This is a genomic window from Pseudomonas oplopanacis (assembly GCF_057128725.1).
In genome coordinates this window covers 387258-403882 of record NZ_JBSKHV010000002.1, presented here as the reverse complement: position 1 = coordinate 403882, position 16625 = coordinate 387258, and the positions used below count along the sequence as shown (strand labels likewise).

Below are 16625 nucleotides of genomic sequence, written 5' to 3'. Positions count from 1 at the left end.
GCGGTGCCGCGTTGACTCCTGCCCGCCCCTGATCAACTGGAGAACCACCATGTCCCAGCTTCGTATACCCGCCCTGCTCGCCGCTGCGTTCGCAGCCTTCGTGAGTTTCTCGTCCCAGGCCGCCCAGAAAGACCACTTCAGCGTCTGCTGGACGATTTACGCTGGTTGGATGCCGTGGGAATACGCCGGCAGCCAAGGCATCGTCGACAAATGGGCGAAGAAGTACGGCATCAAGATTGATGTGGTGCAGCTCAACGATTACGTCGAATCGATCAATCAATACACCGCCGGCCAGTTCGACGGTTGCACCATGACCAACATGGACGCGCTGACCATTCCTGCCGCCGGCGGCGTCGACAGCACCGCGCTGATCGTCAGCGACTTCTCCAACGGCAACGACGGCATCGTGCTCAAGGGTGATGGCAAGAAAATCACCGACCTCAAGGGCATGGACGTCAACCTCGTCGAGCTCTCGGTTTCCCACTACCTGCTGGCCCGCGCGCTGGATTCGGTCGACCTCACCGAGAAAGACCTGAAAGTGGTCAACACCTCCGACGCCGACATCTCGGCCGCCTTCAACACCGAGCAGGTCAACGCCGTCACCACCTGGAACCCGATGCTCTCGGACATCAAGGACAAGCCTGACGTGACCGAAGTGTTCAATTCCAGCCAGATCCCCGGCGAGATCATGGACATGATGGTGGTCAACAGCGCCACCCTCAAAGACAACCCGGCCCTGGGCAAAGCGCTGACGGGTGCCTGGTTCGAAGTCGTCGAGTTGATGAACGCGAAAAACGCCGCCAGCAAAGCCGCGCTCGAACACATGGCCAAGGCGTCCGGGACCGACTTGCCGGGTTTCCAGGCGCAACTCGACACCACCAAATTGTTCGCCACGCCCAAAGAGGCCCTGGACTTCTCCACCAGCAAGCAACTGCCGGAAACCATGCGCAAAGTCGCCGAGTTTTCGTTCCAGCACGGCTTGCTCGGCGAAGGCGCCAAGGACACCAGCGCCGTCGGCATGGCGTTCGCCAACGGCGTGACCAGCGGCGACAAGTCCAACCTCAAGCTGCGCTTCGACCCGACTTACGTGCAGATGGCTGCTGACGCCAAGCTGTAATCACGAGGAGCTGGCCATGCGCCTGATCAATCGCCACCCGGATCGCCCGAGTCGCCTGTTGCTGGTGATCCTGCCGTTCGCCCTGGTGCTGTTCGCCTACTTCATGGGCTCGGCCGAGCGGCTGATGGACAACCCCAACGACAAGCTGCTGCCGAGCGCGGTGCAGATGACCGACGCGGTAAAACGCCTGGCCTTCGTTGCCGACTCCCGTACCGGCGAATACCTGCTCTGGCAGGACAGCGCTTCAAGCCTGCGCCGTTTGGCCATCGGCCTCGGCATCAGCGCATTGGCCGGGTTGTGCCTGGGCATGGCGGCCGGGACGTTGCCGCTGTTCGGCGCGCCGTTGTCGCCATTGCTGACGGTGCTGTCGATGGTGCCGCCGCTGGCGATCCTGCCGATTCTGTTCATCGTGTTCGGCCTTGGGGAGTTGTCGAAAGTGATGCTGATCGTGATCGGCATCACCCCTGCCCTGGCCCGTGATCTGGAACAGCGCGCCCGGGAGATTCCGGTCGAGTTGCTGATCAAGGCCCAGACCCTCGGCGCCTCGACCTGGACCTTGATGCTGCGCGTGGTGCTGCCGCAACTGTTGCCGCGCTTGCTGATCTCGTTGCGGCTGATGCTCGGCTCGGCGTGGTTGTTCCTGATTGCCGCCGAAGCCATTGCCTCGACCGACGGCCTCGGCTACCGGATCTTCCTGGTGCGTCGTTACCTGGCGATGGACGTGATCCTGCCGTACGTGGTGTGGATCACCCTGCTCGCCTGGCTGATGGACTGGGGCCTGAAGCGCCTGACCCAACGTGCTTTCCCTTGGTATGAAGGAGCGCGCGCATGAGCTTCATCACGGTGAAAAACGTCTGGCAGCAATACGACGATCAAGTGGTGCTCGAAGGCCTGAACCTGAACGTCAACGAGGGTGAGTTCTGCACCCTCGTCGGCGCTTCCGGTTGCGGCAAATCGACCTTCCTGCGCTTGCTGCTCGGCCAGGAACGCGCCAGTCGCGGCGAGATTCTGCTCGATGGCCAGGCACTGGCCGGTGAACCGGATTCGAGCCGTGGCGTGGTGTTCCAGCGCTACTCGGTGTTCCCGCATTTGACCGTGCTGGACAACGTCGCCCTCGGCCTCGAATTGCCACGTTCGTCATTGCTCGGGCGCCTGTTCGGCAGCGCCAAGCGTGATGCACGGGAACAGGCTTCGGTGTTGCTGCACAAAGTCGGCCTCGGCCATTCGCTGGACAAATACCCGGCGCAACTGTCCGGCGGCATGCAGCAACGCCTGGCCATCGCCCAGGCGCTGATCATGAAACCCCGCGTGTTGTTGCTCGACGAACCGTTCGGCGCGCTCGACCCGGGTATCCGCAAAGACATGCACGCCTTGCTGCTGGAACTGTGGCGCGAAACGCAACTGACGGTGTTCATGGTCACCCACGACCTGTCCGAAGGCTTCAGCCTTGGCACGCGTTTGCTGGTGTTCGACAAGGTCCGCGTCGACCCGCACGCCCCCGGCGCCTATGGCGCGCGCATCACCTACGACATCCCTTTGAACAGCGACCGCCGCACCACCCGTGCCGCCGTCGACGCCTTGCCGATGCCACTGGCAGGCACGCTTCGTATCGCTTAGAGGATTCTGCACATGACTGATTCAACCCAACTGTTCACGCCCTTCGCCGAAGAATTGCTGCCCGGTGGCGGCCATCGTTCATTCGTCCTGAAACGCGGCCAACTGCTGCGCCTGACCGACCTGCGCGGCGGAGCCAACGTCAGCCTGACGCTGCTCAATGCCAATGAAAAAACCGAACGCCTGAACCTGCCCGACAGCCTCAAATGCCAACACACCGCCAAGCTCACCAGCGGCCATTGCCTGTACTCGGACATGGGGCGCGTACTGGCCGCGATCACCGCCGACACCTGCGGCTGGAGCGACAGCCTCGGTGGCGTGCTCTGCGCTGAAGAAGTCGCGGAAAAGTATGGCGCCGGGCGCTATCAGGAACTGCGCAACGGCTTCTTCCGCAACGGCACCGACAACCTGTTGGTGGAATTGGGCAAGTGGGGTTTGGGTCTGTCGGACTTGCTGATGACCCTCAACCTGTTCAGCCGCGTCGACGTCGACGAAGCCGGGCGCTTCCATTTCGTCGAAGGCAATTCCCGCGCTGGCGATTACATCGAGTTGTACGCGCCGATGGACACACTGGTGGTGCTCACCGCGCTGCAACACCCGATGGACCCATCATCCGAATACGCGCCAAAACCGCTGAAGCTCAGCTGGATGAACGCCGACGCCAGCGTCGCCGAACACTGCCGCACTTCGCGCCCGGAAAACGAGCGCGGCTTCATCAACACCGACCGTTTGTTCGCCTGAGGATCGCTGCCATGTCACTCGCAATCGCTACCGCTCACAAACAGCCTGACACCGCGATCTACCGTGCAACCATCCCGGCCGGCGAACCGTGGCTGATGGAGGTCAAGGCCGGCCAGACCTTGCGCATCCTCGACCTGGAAGGCAATCAAGCCGTCGATACGTTGTTTTACAGCGTGGCCAATCCGAAAGAACGCTACGACGTGCAACGCACGCTGCGTCGGCAAAACAGCGTTTACCTGAGCACCGGCAGCGTGCTGTATTCGAACCTTGGCAAGCCGATGCTGACCATCGTCGCCGACACCTGCGGCCGTCACGACACCCTCGGCGGCGCCTGCGCGCAAGAGAGCAACACCGTGCGCTACGCCCTGGAAAAACGCTACATGCACAGCTGCCGCGACAACTACCTGCGTGCCTGCGTCCATGACGGGCGACTGGGCAAGGGTGACATTGGGCCGAACATCAACTTCTTCATGAACGTGCCGGTCACCGCGGATGGCGGCTTGACCTTTGAAGACGGCATTTCGGCGCCGGGCAAATACGTCGACCTGCGGGCGGAAATGGACGTGATCGTGCTGATCTCCAACTGCCCGCAATTGAACAACCCGTGCAACGCCTACAACCCGACCCCTGCGGAGCTGCTGGTATGGAACTAAAAATCGCGCGGTTGCGCAGATGGTTGTTTGCGCTGTGCCAGGCCCGCTCCGGGCAGTGCCTGAAAAAGTAAAACCACCACCCCTCCCCTGTGGGAGCGGTGGTGTTTGAAATGAACTGTTTTTTCACCGGGGACGGCCCTGGTGCATCAAAAAAAACTGCGGGACGGCCCGCATCCCAGGTCGAGGCTGATGCGCAATCGCCTCCGGGGGTTATGCCATGTTCGAAAAAGTCCTGATTGCCAACCGTGGCGCCATTGCCTGCCGCATCCTGCGCACCCTGCGTGATTTGCAGGTCAAAGGCGTCGCGGTGTACTCCGAAGCCGATGCCGCCAGCCTGCACATCCTGCAAGCCAACGAAGCCCACAGCCTCGGCGAAGGCGCGGCCGCCGGCACCTATCTGGCGGTCGACAAGATCCTCGCCATCGCCAGAGCCACCGGCGCCACGGCGATTCATCCCGGCTACGGTTTCCTCTCGGAAAACGCCGCGTTCGCCGAAGCCTGCGAAGCCGCGAACATCGCCTTCATCGGCCCGACTCCCGAACAGCTGCGCGTGTTCGGCCTCAAGCACACCGCCCGCGCCCTGGCCAAACAACACGGCGTGCCGATGCTCGAAGGCACCGAACTGCTCGACAGCCTCGACGCCGCCCTGATCGCCGGCGAACAGGTTGGCTACCCGGTGATGCTCAAAAGCACTGCCGGCGGTGGCGGTATCGGCATGCGCGTGTGCCGCAGCGCTGCGGAACTGAGCGAATCCTTCGAAGCGGTGAAACGCCTCGGCCAGAACAACTTCAGCGATGCCGGCGTGTTCATCGAGAAGTACATCCAGCGTGCGCGGCACCTTGAAGTCCAGGTGTTCGGTGATGGTCGCGGCGAGGTGATTGCCCTCGGCGTGCGCGACTGCTCGGTGCAACGGCGCAACCAGAAAGTCCTCGAAGAAACTCCGGCGCCGAACCTGCCCGAAGGCATGGCCGACGACCTGTGCGCAGCGGCGATCAAACTGGCGAAAGCGGTGAACTACCGCAGCGCCGGCACCGTGGAATTTGTCTTCGACAGCGAAGACCAACGCTTCTACTTTCTTGAAGTGAACACCCGCTTGCAGGTCGAGCACGGCGTTACTGAACAGGTCTGGGGCGTCGATCTGGTGCGCTGGATGGTCGAACTCGCCGCCGGTGATCTACCGCCGCTGCGTGAGTTGAGCCAAGGGTTGAGAGCCGAGGGACACGCGATTCAGGCGCGGCTGTATGCCGAAGATCCGGGACGTGATTTCCAGCCAAGCCCAGGCTTGCTGACCGCCGTGAATTTCCCGGCCGCCAACGGCATCCAACTGCGCATCGACACCTGGGTCGAGGCTGGTTGCGAGATCCCGCCGTACTTCGACCCGATGATCGCCAAGGTCATCAGTTGGGCACCAACCCGCGAAGAAGCACGCGCCGATCTGCATCAGGCACTGGCTGACAGTCAGCTCTATGGCGTGGAAACCAACCGCGACTACTTGCGGCAGATTCTGCTGGATGCACCTTTCGCCAGCGGCCAGCCGTGGACACGTTGCCTGGAAGGCCTGGTGTATCAGGCCAACACCTTTGAAGTGCTCAGCGCTGGGACGCAAACCAGCGTTCAAGACTATCCCGGCCGCCTCGGCTACTGGGCGGTGGGCGTGCCGCCATCGGGTCCGATGGACAGTCGTGCGTTGCGTCTGGGCAATCTTTTGCTCGGTAACGAAGAAGGCGCCGCCGCGCTGGAAATCACCATGAGCGGGCCGTTGCTGCGCTTCAATTGTGATGCCGTGGTGGCGGTGACCGGGGCGGTGATTGCGCTGACGCTGAACGGTGAAACCGTCGCGATGAACACCACGTTGTTGATTCCGGCCGGTGCCACGTTGAGCCTCGGCACGATTGCCGGTGCCGGCGCGCGCAGCTATTTGTGCGTACGCGGTGGCTTGCAGGTTCCGGATTATCTGGGAAGCAAAAGCACCTTCACCCTTGGTCAGTTTGGCGGGCATGGCGGTCGTGCGCTGCGGGCGGGGGATGTGTTGCATGTGCCGGCTTTGCTCGACCGCAGCGCGGGTGTCGAACTGGCTGAAGTCGCTGAGTTGTCTGCCGTACGACAAATTCGCATGATCTACGGCCCGCATGGCGCACCGGAGTACTTCACCGAACACTACATCGGTACGTTCTTCGCGACCCAGTGGGAAGTGCATTTCAACTCCAGCCGGACCGGCGTGCGCCTGATCGGGCCGAAGCCGGAATGGGTCCGTGCCGACGGCGGTGAAGCCGGGCTGCATCCGTCGAACATTCACGACAATCCGTACGCCATCGGGGCGGTGGATTTTACCGGGGACATGCCGGTGATCCTTGGTCCGGACGGCCCGAGCCTCGGCGGGTTTGTGTGCCCGGTGACCGTGATCGAAGCGGACCTTTGGCAACTGGGCCAATTGAAGGCCGGGGACAAAGTGCAATTCATCCCCGTCGATATCCAGACCGCCCGCACCCTCGCCTTGAAATGGAATTCCCCCTGTGGGAGCGAGCCTGCTCGCGAAGAGGGCGTGTCAGCCGCCATTGATGTTTCAGATACACCGCTTTCGCGAGCAGGCTCGCTCCCACAGGGGGTTGTGTCGCCTGTGGTGCTGGATTTGGGTCAGGGAGATACGCGGCTGGTTGCACGCCTTTCCGGGGACACTCACCTGCTGCTCGAAATCGGCGCGCCGGAGCTGGATCTTGTTTTACGCTTCCGCGCCCACGCCCTCATGCAAGCCCTGGAAAGCAAACACCTGCACGGCGTGATCGACCTCACTCCGGGCATCCGTTCGCTGCAAGTGCACTACCAACCCGAGCAACTGCCGCTGGCCGACCTGCTCGGCATCGTCGCCGGTGAATGGGACGCCGTGTGCGCCGCCAAGGACCTGCAAGTGCCCTCGCGCATCGTGCACCTGCCACTGTCCTGGGACGACCCGGCCTGCCAGCTCGCCATCGAGAAATACATGACCACCGTGCGCAAGGACGCGCCGTGGTGCCCGAGCAACCTGGAGTTCATCCGCCGCATCAACGACCTGCCCAACCTCGACGAAGTGCAGCGCACGGTGTTCGACGCCAGCTACCTGGTGATGGGTCTGGGCGACGTTTACCTCGGCGCACCGGTCGCCACTCCGCTCGATCCGCGTCATCGTCTGGTGACCACCAAGTACAACCCGGCCCGCACCTGGACCGCGGAAAATTCGGTGGGCATCGGCGGCGCCTATATGTGCGTCTACGGCATGGAAGGCCCCGGCGGTTATCAGTTTGTCGGGCGCACTTTGCAGATGTGGAACCGCTACCGCGAAGTCGCCGCGTTCGATGGCAAACCGTGGCTGCTGCGCTTCTTCGACCAGATCCGTTTTTACCCGGTGAGCGCAGACGAACTGCTGCGCATCCGCAAGGATTTCCCGCTCGGGCGTTTCGAGCTGAACATCGAACACAGCCAGTTGAACCTCGCGGATTACCAGGCATTCCTGGCGAAAGAAGCCGAGACCATCGCTGCGTTTCGCGATCAGCAGCAAGGCGCTTTCAACGCTGAACGTGAACGCTGGATAGCCAGCGGTCAGGCGCATTTCGACAGCGAAGAATTGGTCCCGGAGGCGACCGAAGATGCCGCCCTCGCCAGCGGTGAAATGAGCGTGGACAGCCACATCGCCGGCAACCTCTGGCAGGTTCAAGTAGAGACCGGCAGCCGCGTGGAAGCCGGCGATGTGCTGGTGATTCTGGAGTCGATGAAGATGGAAATTCCGCTGCTCGCGCCGACGGCTGGCGTGGTGCGTGAGATTCGTGTGCAGCCCGGTTCCGCCGTGCGCGCCGGACAGCGCGTCGTGGTGCTGGAACTCGACTGAACCCATTTCGAAAAGGATTAACCCCATGAACATCAATCTTCAACTCGACGCCCTGCGCAGCGCTTATCGCCTCGGCAACATCACGCCCCGTCAATTGCTGCTGGGCCTGCGCGATAAAGCGGCGGCGCTGAACCCGGACTATCACCTGTTCATCCACTTGCTCAGTGTCGAAGAACTGGAACCGTACCTCGCCGCCCTCGACGGCCGCGACATCGACAGCCTGCCGCTGTACGGCGTGCCGTTCGCGATCAAGGACAACATCGACCTGGCCGGTATTCCCACGACAGCGGCGTGTCCTGACTTTGCCTATGTGCCGGAGCAATCGGCGACCATCGTCGAGCAGCTGCTGGCGCTGGGGGCGATCCCGTTGGGCAAGACCAACCTTGATCAATTCGCCACCGGCCTCAACGGCAGCCGCTCGCCGTATGGCGCGTGCCCGAACAGCGTGTTGCCGGAATATCCGTCGGGCGGTTCCAGCGCTGGGTCTTCGTTGGCGGTAGCGCTCGGCGTGGCGAGTTTTTCGTTGGGCACCGACACCGCTGGATCGGGGCGTGTGCCGGCGGGGTTGAACAATCTGGTGGGATTGAAAGCCACCAAAGGATTGATCTCCACGGCGGGTGTGGTGCCGGCCTGTCGCACGCTCGATTGCGTCACGACCTTCACCGCGACCGCTCACGAAGCCAGTCAGTTGCTCGCGCTCACCGCCCACCTCGACCCGCGTGATGAATACAGCCGCCGCAATCCGCAGTGGAATGACGGCGCGGCATTCGGTACACCGCGCCCTTTCCGCTTCGGCGTGCCGCGCGTGCAAGACCTGGAATTTTTCGGTTGCCCCGAAGGCCCGCTGTTGTTCGGGGATGCCATCGACCGGCTCAAGGCGTTGGGCGGTGAAGCCGTCGAACTGGATATGTCGCCGTTTCTCGAAGCGGCCCGTTTGCTCTACGAAGGGCCGTGGGTGGCCGAGCGCTACAGCGTCGCCGGGGAATTGATGGAGCAAAACCCGCAAGCGGTGCTGCCGGTGATTTGTGCAGTACTGGCCAAGGCACCGGCGGTAACGGGCGTACAAACCTTCCGCGCGCAGTACCGGCTGCAAGCCTTGAAAGCGCTGTGCGACAAAGCGATGGAAGGCCTCGATTGTGTGCTCACGCCGACCATCGGCCGCCCGGTGACACTGGCGCAACTGGAGGCTGAACCGGTGCTGCGCAATTCGGAACTGGGTTACTACACCAACTTCATGAACCTGCTCGACTACACCGCCGTCGCCGTGCCCAGCGCCTTCATGGGCAATGGCCTGCCGTGGGGCGTGACCCTGTTTGGCCGGGCGTTTACCGATCAGTATTTGCTGAGTGTGGCGGACGCTTTCCAGCGCCAGCAAGGTTTGACCACGGCGGCGCCGACGACGGTTGCACGCAATGATCGGGCGCGGCTGGTGGTGTGTGGCGCGCACCTGGACGGCTTGGCGCTGAACTGGCAATTGAAGCGCCGCGGGGCCCGGTTGGTCGAGACGACGTTCAGTTCGCCGAACTATCAACTGTATGCCTTGGCCGGTGGCCCGCCGTTTCGTCCGGGGATGGTGCGGGTGAAGGATGGCGGCGTGGCGATTGCGGTGGAGGTTTGGGAATTGCCAAGCAGCGAGTTGGGCTCGTTTTTAACCGGCATCCCGGCACCGCTCGGATTGGGCAAAGTGCAACTGGCGGACGGTCGTTGGGAGAGCGGGTTTATCTGCGAGGCGTATGGCTTGGAAGGCGCAACGGATATCAGCCATCTGGGCGGCTGGCGCGCCTACCTACACTCCCGAACCTGAACCCAATCCCCTGTGGGAGCGAGCCTGCTCCGGGCGGCGTTCCGACGATGGCGTCAGCACATCCAACACAGATTTCGACTGACCCACCGCCATGGCGAGCAGGCTCACTCCCACAAGGTACGTGTCCGACGCAATGCAGCAGTTATTTCCCGGCAGTGCCGTTAGAATGCCTGCCTTTGGCGCACAGCCAAGCAATCCGGCCGTAATCGCACCTGCGTGGAAAGTCTCACTCCAGCTATGAATAATCCTGCATGAACAAGCCTGACTTCTGCCCGGCCTGCGGTGCGTCCAACGACTGCACCCTGGCCGATCCGAAAACCGCCGATCGCGCCTGTTGGTGCTACGGCGTCAGCATCGACCCTGCCGTGCTCGAAGCGCTGCCGCCGGAACTACGCGACAAATCCTGCCTGTGCCCACGTTGCGCGCAGGTCGAGGCGCAGCTGTAAGCAAGCGCCCGGCCGATCACGTAAGATACGCCGCCCTTTTCCCACCGAACCCTTGCCATGCGCGTTGACCGTTTCCTCAGCAACCTGCCGCGCTTCAACCGTAAGCAGGTGCGCCTGTTGCTGGTGGAAAAGCGCGTGCGGATCGACGGCAACATCGTCAGCGACCCGCATGCCGAGGTGCTCGAGTTCAGCCGCGTCGAAGTCGATGACGAAGTCCTGCAAGCCGGCAAGCCTGCGCGCTACTTCATGCTGCACAAGCCGCCCGGGTGCGTCAGCGCCACCCGCGACCCCGAGCACGCGACAGTCCTCGACCTGATCCACGAGCCGGACAAGCACGAGTTGCACATCGCCGGTCGCCTCGACTTCAACACCACCGGTCTGATGCTGATCACCAATGACGGCAGCTGGTCGCGACGCCTGACCCTACCGCAAACCAAACTGCCCAAGGTCTACTACGTCGAGACCGAGCAGGACATCGGCCCGGAATATGCGTTGAAGTTTACGGAAGGTTTGTACTTCGCCTTCGAAGACCTCACCACCCAGCCCGCCGGGCTGGAGCTGTTGGGACCGAAATCGGCGCGGCTGAGCATTGTCGAAGGCCGGTACCACCAGGTGAAGCGCATGTTCGGCCATTTCGACAACAAGGTCCTACGCCTGCACCGCGAACGCATGGGCCCGCTGCAGCTCGATAACGCGCTAAAACCGGGCGAGTACCGCGCATTGCGCACCGAAGAGATTCAATTGATCTAAGCAGGCGACCGCTCAGCAGAAGTTGTCGAACAATTTACCAAAGACACTTGCGCGAAGACGTCGCCCCTGCTTGAATCAGGTCGTCAGCCGAAATGTGACTGATGAGTCACACCATACTTCTAAGAAACTTTTTGTCGGTTAGAGAACCCTCAGGTTCCGCCTCAGACCGGCAGACTGCCCGCCAATAATAATACCCGTCGACCTGCTGTACGGATCGACATGGGCCTCCAAATTCCAGGCGTATGCCTACCTGTCACAAAGCTCGTGCAATCTCATTTGCGCGCATACCCGCTTGCCAGGAGTCTTATGACATGAGGCCAGAAATCGCTGTGCTGGATATACAGGGTCAGTATCGGGTTTACACGGAGTTCTATCGCGCAGACGCCGCAGAGAAGACCATTATCTTGGTCAACGGCTCGATGGCCACGACTGCGTCGTTTGCACAAACCGTGAAAAACCTTCATCCGCAATTCAACGTGGTTTGCTACGACCAGCCTTACGCGGGCAAGTCCAAGGCCCACAACCTGCACGAAAAATTGCTGACCAAGGAAGTCGAAGGGCAGATCCTCCTGGAGCTGATCGACCACTTCGGCGCCGAACACGTGCTGTCGTTTTCCTGGGGCGGTGCCGCGACCCTGGTCGCCCTCGCCCAACGGCCACGCCGGATCGAAAAAGCCGTGATCAGCTCATTCTCCCCGGAGATCAACGCGCACATGCTCGACTACCTCGAGCGCGGCGTCGACTACCTCGGCAGCCGCGACGGCGACCGGGTCGGCAACCTGGTGAACAGCACCATCGGCAAACATCTGCCGACCCTGTTCAAGCGCTTCAACTATCGGCACGTCAGCAGCCTGGCCGACCATGAATACGGGCAGATGCACTTCCACATCAGCGACCTGCTGCACAGTGATCGCCAGTGCTTCCTGAAGGCGGCGGAGAAAATCAACGTACCGGTGCTGTTCATGAACGGCGAATGGGACGAATACACCGCCGCCGATGGCGCGCGATTGTTTGCCAACCATGTGCAACACGCCACCTTCACCACCCTGGAAGCCACCGGCCACTTTCTCGACATGGAACACAAAGCCGCCTGCCGAGACAGCCGCAATGCACTGCTGGGGTTCCTGAAACCTGAACCACACGCCAGCCGAACGCGTTACCACTACGTCCAGGATCACCATGCACTGGCAATCTGAAACAGCGTCCTCGCGAGCAAGCGTCGCCCTACAGTAGTTGAACGCATTCCTGTAGGCGCGAGGCTTGCCCGCGATAGACCGTTTTGCGGTGTGTGCCTTGCTACATCTGCGCTAAAGCCGCCCAGCGCAAAGAAAAACTTCATTTCCACGCGCACATCTGGTACAAAGTCAGCCGCTCTGAGCGGGTGTCGTATAATGGCATTACTCCAGCTTCCCAAGCTGATAACGAGGGTTCGATTCCCTTCACCCGCTCCAATCGAATTTTGGTCTCACGTTGAGGTTGTTTTGACGGGGGATGTAGAGATAGAGAAAAACCGGTCCTGAGTGGCCGGTTTTTTTATGGGCGGGATTTGTGTGAACTGCCAATCAACACCTGCCAATTCAGGTGTAGATCAACCATTCACTGATGGCACGAAAGTGGCCAATATCCGAAAAGGCAACGTCCTACACGACACAGGGAATTGTCCGTACACTTGCGCATTGCTGTGCTTTTACCATGAAGCCTATAGTCGACCCACGCCAATAATGGCGTATCGGGTTTGGCGACTCGATTCCATGGTACAGAAGCCTTCGAGTATTTCTCGGAGCGTTTTTGAACGCACTTGGCTACCTCTTTTTTGGTGGCTGTGCGTGGGAGACCCTAGGGTCTGCCGGTTTTTACCATGGCCCGGTTCGCCAACCCGCGTACAGCTACCACCCTATTGTTTGGCGACGATTGAGTGGCAGGTCCTCCTCCTATCATGGTAATCACGCATGAAAGAATATATGGCTTTAACCAGCAACGCCGACGATCTCCCTTCCCTGTTCGTCAACACCACCCAACCGCTGCACTCACTGCTCAGCACGGCCAGTTACAGAATTCGAGCCGTGACGCAGATCCTCGAAAACCTCGCCATGCGAGGTGACATCACCACCGACTCGGTCATCCTCAGCGATTTTGCATTGCTCTGCTGTGTGCCTTTGCGCGACGGTTGCGATGTGCTGGACGTGATCGCTCGACGCATGGATGCAGAGCCGTCCTGATGTGATACGGGGCGCCTTTCGGGGCGCCTTCGATTCGCAGCTGGCGAAGCCTGCGTTCGGCTGCGTAGCAGTCGTTAAATCAGGCGATGCGGCGTTTCAGGAAGACTTCGCGGCTACATAAATGATGGAAGCCAAGATATGGCAGCCCCCCCTACTTAGCGGAGCGACTTCACCTCTGCGGCATTTCCAAAAGGCACGGCTGCAGGAAGAACAGGGTGGTGACTTCTGCGGCACACAACCGAGGCGACTCGGTTAATAGCGGTGCCTGGTCAGATTGGCATTCAGGACGAGGGACGATGTGCCGACTAATCCGGACTGGATTCTGCGGCAGGACCTGATGTGAGTTATACGACGCCGCCGATCAGTTGAGGACGGTAGATAGCCGACAAGCGCTAGTTGATGGGAGGTTGCCCGAGAGGCACAGCGATGAGGTTTGTTTCAGCGCCTCCGATAGTACGAAAGAAGGTTTCTGAGCCGACAGAGAATTAAAGATGCTTTGCGACAAAAGCGACTGCGACAAACAGGGTTAGCGCGAACGCAGCACCAATGCTGAACGGCAACAACGTAGTGCGGATTTTGGTCGGGGCCGGGCGTCTCATCTCTTCAGCTAAAGCCTCCATCTCACGATGCAATTGCTCGATGCTTGCTCGATTACGATGTGTGGACATGTTTCTTTCTCCTCTCGCGGACCGTTTTGGGTCCGTGAATTTTCGCGGTCGTTCTGGAGCATTGATCCTCCTTCTCGGCTTTTAGCCGCCAACCTAAGCATCGCTTTCTGCGAAGCCGGCAAAATCTGTCGGACGTCAATCACTCATCACCTATCAGCAGTCCGTTCTACGGAGCACTATTTCCTATCTACCCACCAGTGGATAGCGGGTGATTCCCGCTTAGGTTGTAGGCAAAATCCGAGAGCTGCGCATGAAAGAGCGTTAACTGTTTTCCGGTCGGTGGATCGTCTTGTTGACCCTTGTTTCTTCGGGATACTCTCGCATTTTCACCATTTCCAATGCCCCCCCGCGCGGCCGTCAACGAATACGCGCTACAACGCTTCGAGGGAAACCAATCGGCGTGCCCCAAGTGCCGCCCGTGAACGATCTCAACAGAGCAACCCGACATGACTCAAAACATCTACGACGATCCGGAGTTTTTCCAGGGCTACAGCCAAATGGGCCGCTCCCTTGGAGGCCTCGACGCGGCACCGGAATGGCCAGCACTCAAATCAATGCTGCCGCCGATGAAAGAGCTGAAGGTAGTGGACCTCGGTTGCGGTTACGGCTGGTTCAGCCGCTGGGCCAGTGAGTAAGGCGCTGACAGTGTGCTCGGCCTGGACGTCTCGGAGAAGATGCTGGAGCAGGCTCACTAGACCACATCGGCGGGCAATATCCAGTAATCACGGGCAGATCTGGAACAGCTTGATTTACCCAAAGGCGGTTTCGATCTGGCGTATAGCTCACTGGCGTTGCACTACATCAAGGATCTGCCCGGGTTGTTCGCCACGATCCACGCGGCCCTTAAACCAGGTTCGCGCTTTGTGTTTTCCATCGAGCATCCGATCTTCATGGCCCCGCGCAATCCGGGATGGTTGATCGACGGCGAGGGCCGCAAGCGGTGGCCGGTGGACAGCTATCAGCGGGAAGGCGGGCGGGTGACGAACTGGCTGGCGGAAGGCGTGATCAAGCAGCACCGAACCCTTGGCACGCTGTTCAATACGCTGATTGGCGCGGGTTTCAGCATCGAGCATGTCAACGAATGGGGGCCGAGCGATGCCGAGGTGGCGGCGCAACCGGCGCTGGCTGAAGAGCGGGAACGGCCGATGATGTTGCTGGTAGCGGTCGAGCGCTGATTGCCGCAGCGATGGATAACCTGTGGCGAGGGAGCTTGCTCCCGCTGGGGTGCGGAGCGCCCCCCTCTTCACCAAAAAAGAAGGGACTGCTGCGCAGTCCAGCGGGAGCAAGCTCCCTCGCCACAGGTTCAGTGTGTTCTTAGCGTGTCGCTACAATAAACAACCGCGGGAACGGCAACAGCACCGAGCCATCGTTCAACGCCGGATAAGCCTGCTCGATCGCAGCGTGATATCGCTTGATGTATTGCGCCTTTTCCGCCTCATCCAACGGTTCGAGAAACGGCCGCAAGCCGCTGCCCTTGAACCACTCGACCACACCCGACGCGCCACCCGCCAGCGGATGATGGTAAGTGGTGCGCCACACATCGACGCGCGCACAGTGTGGTCGCAGCATCGAGTAGTAATCGCTGGCACTGGCCATCTCTGTGCGTTGCCCGGCGGCGTCCGCCAGTTTGCTGGCCCACGGACCTTCGGCAGCGACTTCGCGCATCAGACGATGGGAGGGTTCGTTGAGGTTGTCGGGCATCTGGATTGCCAGGCTGCCGCCCTCGGTCAGCCGGGTGGCCAGCGACGGCAATAACGTCGCGTGATCGGGCAGCCATTGCAACACGGCGTTAGCGAATATCACGTCAAACGGGCCGCGATCGTTCCAGGTTCCGATATCAACGGTGTCGAACTGCACATTTGGCAAGCGCTTGCGAGCGGCCTCGATCATGTCGGTCGAACTGTCGACGCCCCGCACCGTGGCGCCGGTGAAGCGCTTGACCAGCAACTCGGTCGAATTGCCGGGACCACACCCGATGTCGATGGCCGAGCGCGCCTCCACCGACGGGATGGCGGCGAGCAGGTCTCGCGCCGGGCGGGTGCGTTCATCTTCAAAAGCGACGTATTGTTTGGCGGACCAACTCATTGCGTTCTCCTGTCGGTGCGTTGTTGTGGGCCAGAGGCAGACAACCGGTCCGATACGATACCTCGGCAGGAGCTGTCTGCCCTATCCCACCTTTGGCCAGCGCAATCATTGTTCGGTTGCGTCGCCGCTGAATCCGCAAATGTAAGTCGAATTTTCAACACGCCGTCGCTGTCTGAAATTCAGGCGCATCCCAATAAGGAACACGGCAATGAAATTCGCAAAGATCTCGCAGAAACTCGCCCTGTGGGCCGGCAGCCCAATGACATTCATGGGCGCGCTGATTCTTATTATTCTGTGGGCCCTGAGCGGCCCTATTTTTGGTTTCAACGACACCTGGCAACTGGTCATCAACACCTCAACCACGATCATCACGTTCCTGATGGTGTTCCTGATCCAGAACACGCAGAACCGCGACACCGACATCCTGCATTTGAAAATCGATGAGTTGCTGCGGGTGAACAAGGAGGCGCAGAACGCGATGCTGGGGCTGGAGTTGCTGGACCTCAAGCAACTGGAGGCGCTGCGCCGGCACTATCGGGCCATGGGCGAAAAAGATGTGCATGACCTGGCGGGGCTGGCGACGACGAGCCAGCACAAACACGGTTTGAACAAGTGCTGAGCAAAAACAAAAACGGCGCGTGATGTGAATCACGCGCCGTTTGCTTTAAA

At 60.6% G+C, this 16625-nt stretch carries 14 protein-coding genes, 1 tRNA gene and 1 pseudogene; 14 read left to right on the top strand and 2 right to left on the bottom strand.

Features of this window, described 5'->3' with window-relative positions; translation table 11 throughout:
- Positions 1–49: 49 nt before the first annotated feature.
- The 12 genes from ACWKV5_RS06210 (at position 50) to ACWKV5_RS06155 (ending at position 13203) form a co-directional block, all read left to right on the top strand.
- On the top strand, positions 50–1117 hold the full coding sequence (locus ACWKV5_RS06210) for a putative urea ABC transporter substrate-binding protein (RefSeq protein WP_483840599.1): 1068 nt from the start codon (positions 50–52) through the stop codon (positions 1115–1117).
- A 16-nt stretch (positions 1118–1133) separates the two neighbouring features.
- Complete coding sequence (locus ACWKV5_RS06205; RefSeq protein ID WP_027925556.1) at positions 1134–1949, top strand: ABC transporter permease; 816 nt, start codon at positions 1134–1136, stop codon at positions 1947–1949.
- Complete coding sequence (locus ACWKV5_RS06200) at positions 1946–2734, top strand: ABC transporter ATP-binding protein (RefSeq protein WP_483840598.1); 789 nt, start codon at positions 1946–1948, stop codon at positions 2732–2734. The genes ACWKV5_RS06205 and ACWKV5_RS06200 overlap by 4 nt, the downstream gene beginning before the upstream one ends.
- A 12-nt stretch (positions 2735–2746) precedes the next feature.
- Positions 2747–3472 carry an urea amidolyase associated protein UAAP1 gene (locus ACWKV5_RS06195; RefSeq protein WP_483840597.1) on the top strand — a complete coding sequence of 242 codons (726 nt, stop codon included), beginning with the start codon at positions 2747–2749 and terminating at the stop codon, positions 3470–3472.
- Positions 3473–3483: 11 nt separating this feature from the next.
- Positions 3484–4125, top strand: coding sequence for an urea amidolyase associated protein UAAP2 (locus tag ACWKV5_RS06190; protein WP_046029470.1), 642 nt, complete (start codon positions 3484–3486; stop codon positions 4123–4125).
- 217 nt (positions 4126–4342) lie between these two features.
- A complete protein-coding gene (uca, locus tag ACWKV5_RS06185) occupies positions 4343–7984 on the top strand; it encodes an urea carboxylase (protein ID WP_483840596.1) in 3642 nt (1213 codons plus the stop codon).
- A gap of 25 nt (positions 7985–8009) precedes the next feature.
- Entirely contained in the window at positions 8010–9788 is a 1779-nt protein-coding gene (gene atzF, locus ACWKV5_RS06180; RefSeq protein ID WP_483840595.1) for an allophanate hydrolase, read from the top strand.
- Positions 9789–10039: 251 nt separating this feature from the next.
- Complete coding sequence (locus ACWKV5_RS06175) at positions 10040–10234, top strand: cysteine-rich CWC family protein (RefSeq protein WP_027925563.1); 195 nt, start codon at positions 10040–10042, stop codon at positions 10232–10234.
- 57 nt (positions 10235–10291) lie between these two features.
- Complete coding sequence (locus ACWKV5_RS06170; protein ID WP_483840594.1) at positions 10292–10984, top strand: pseudouridine synthase; 693 nt, start codon at positions 10292–10294, stop codon at positions 10982–10984.
- Positions 10985–11295: 311 nt separating this feature from the next.
- Positions 11296–12180, top strand: coding sequence for an alpha/beta fold hydrolase (locus tag ACWKV5_RS06165; protein ID WP_483840593.1), 885 nt, complete (start codon positions 11296–11298; stop codon positions 12178–12180).
- Positions 12181–12361: 181 nt separating this feature from the next.
- Positions 12362–12435: transfer RNA gene (locus tag ACWKV5_RS06160), tRNA-Gly, on the top strand.
- Between the two features lie 498 nt (positions 12436–12933).
- Positions 12934–13203, top strand: coding sequence for a short-chain dehydrogenase (locus ACWKV5_RS06155; RefSeq protein ID WP_223511298.1), 270 nt, complete (start codon positions 12934–12936; stop codon positions 13201–13203).
- Positions 13204–13688: 485 nt separating this feature from the next.
- On the opposite strand, the gene ACWKV5_RS06150 is transcribed toward ACWKV5_RS06155, so the two are convergent.
- Positions 13689–13871: a hypothetical protein gene (locus ACWKV5_RS06150; protein WP_483840592.1), complete on the bottom strand. Its 183-nt coding sequence runs from the start codon at positions 13869–13871 to the stop codon at positions 13689–13691.
- Between the two features lie 446 nt (positions 13872–14317).
- Here ACWKV5_RS06150 and ACWKV5_RS06145 point away from each other — a divergent pair.
- A pseudogene (locus tag ACWKV5_RS06145) lies at positions 14318–15046 on the top strand (class I SAM-dependent methyltransferase).
- Between the two features lie 139 nt (positions 15047–15185).
- Here ACWKV5_RS06145 and tam read toward each other — a convergent pair.
- Positions 15186–15956, bottom strand: a complete 771-nt coding sequence (gene tam, locus ACWKV5_RS06140; protein WP_483840591.1) for a trans-aconitate 2-methyltransferase — start codon at positions 15954–15956, stop codon at positions 15186–15188.
- 208 nt (positions 15957–16164) lie between these two features.
- On the opposite strand from tam, the gene ACWKV5_RS06135 reads away from it, so the two are divergent.
- Positions 16165–16575, top strand: coding sequence for a low affinity iron permease family protein (locus tag ACWKV5_RS06135; protein ID WP_483840590.1), 411 nt, complete (start codon positions 16165–16167; stop codon positions 16573–16575).
- The last annotated feature ends 50 nt before the right edge of the window (positions 16576–16625 follow it).

Bases quoted from the DNA above. Each gene is read 5' to 3' on its own strand.
- ACWKV5_RS06155 (WP_223511298.1), top strand. From the start codon at position 12,934: ATGAAAGAATATATGGCTTTAACCAGCAACGCCGACGATCTCCCTTCC.
- ACWKV5_RS06135 (WP_483840590.1), top strand. From the start codon at position 16,165: ATGAAATTCGCAAAGATCTCGCAGAAACTCGCCCTGTGGGCCGGCAGC.
- ACWKV5_RS06210 (WP_483840599.1), top strand. From the start codon at position 50: ATGTCCCAGCTTCGTATACCCGCCCTGCTCGCCGCTGCGTTCGCAGCC.
- ACWKV5_RS06200 (WP_483840598.1), top strand. From the start codon at position 1,946: ATGAGCTTCATCACGGTGAAAAACGTCTGGCAGCAATACGACGATCAA.
- ACWKV5_RS06150 (WP_483840592.1), bottom strand. From the start codon at position 13,871: ATGTCCACACATCGTAATCGAGCAAGCATCGAGCAATTGCATCGTGAG.
- ACWKV5_RS06175 (WP_027925563.1), top strand. From the start codon at position 10,040: ATGAACAAGCCTGACTTCTGCCCGGCCTGCGGTGCGTCCAACGACTGC.
- atzF (WP_483840595.1), top strand. From the start codon at position 8,010: ATGAACATCAATCTTCAACTCGACGCCCTGCGCAGCGCTTATCGCCTC.
- ACWKV5_RS06195 (WP_483840597.1), top strand. From the start codon at position 2,747: ATGACTGATTCAACCCAACTGTTCACGCCCTTCGCCGAAGAATTGCTG.
- ACWKV5_RS06190 (WP_046029470.1), top strand. From the start codon at position 3,484: ATGTCACTCGCAATCGCTACCGCTCACAAACAGCCTGACACCGCGATC.
- ACWKV5_RS06165 (WP_483840593.1), top strand. From the start codon at position 11,296: ATGAGGCCAGAAATCGCTGTGCTGGATATACAGGGTCAGTATCGGGTT.
- uca (WP_483840596.1), top strand. From the start codon at position 4,343: ATGTTCGAAAAAGTCCTGATTGCCAACCGTGGCGCCATTGCCTGCCGC.
- ACWKV5_RS06170 (WP_483840594.1), top strand. From the start codon at position 10,292: ATGCGCGTTGACCGTTTCCTCAGCAACCTGCCGCGCTTCAACCGTAAG.
- ACWKV5_RS06205 (WP_027925556.1), top strand. From the start codon at position 1,134: ATGCGCCTGATCAATCGCCACCCGGATCGCCCGAGTCGCCTGTTGCTG.
- tam (WP_483840591.1), bottom strand. From the start codon at position 15,956: ATGAGTTGGTCCGCCAAACAATACGTCGCTTTTGAAGATGAACGCACC.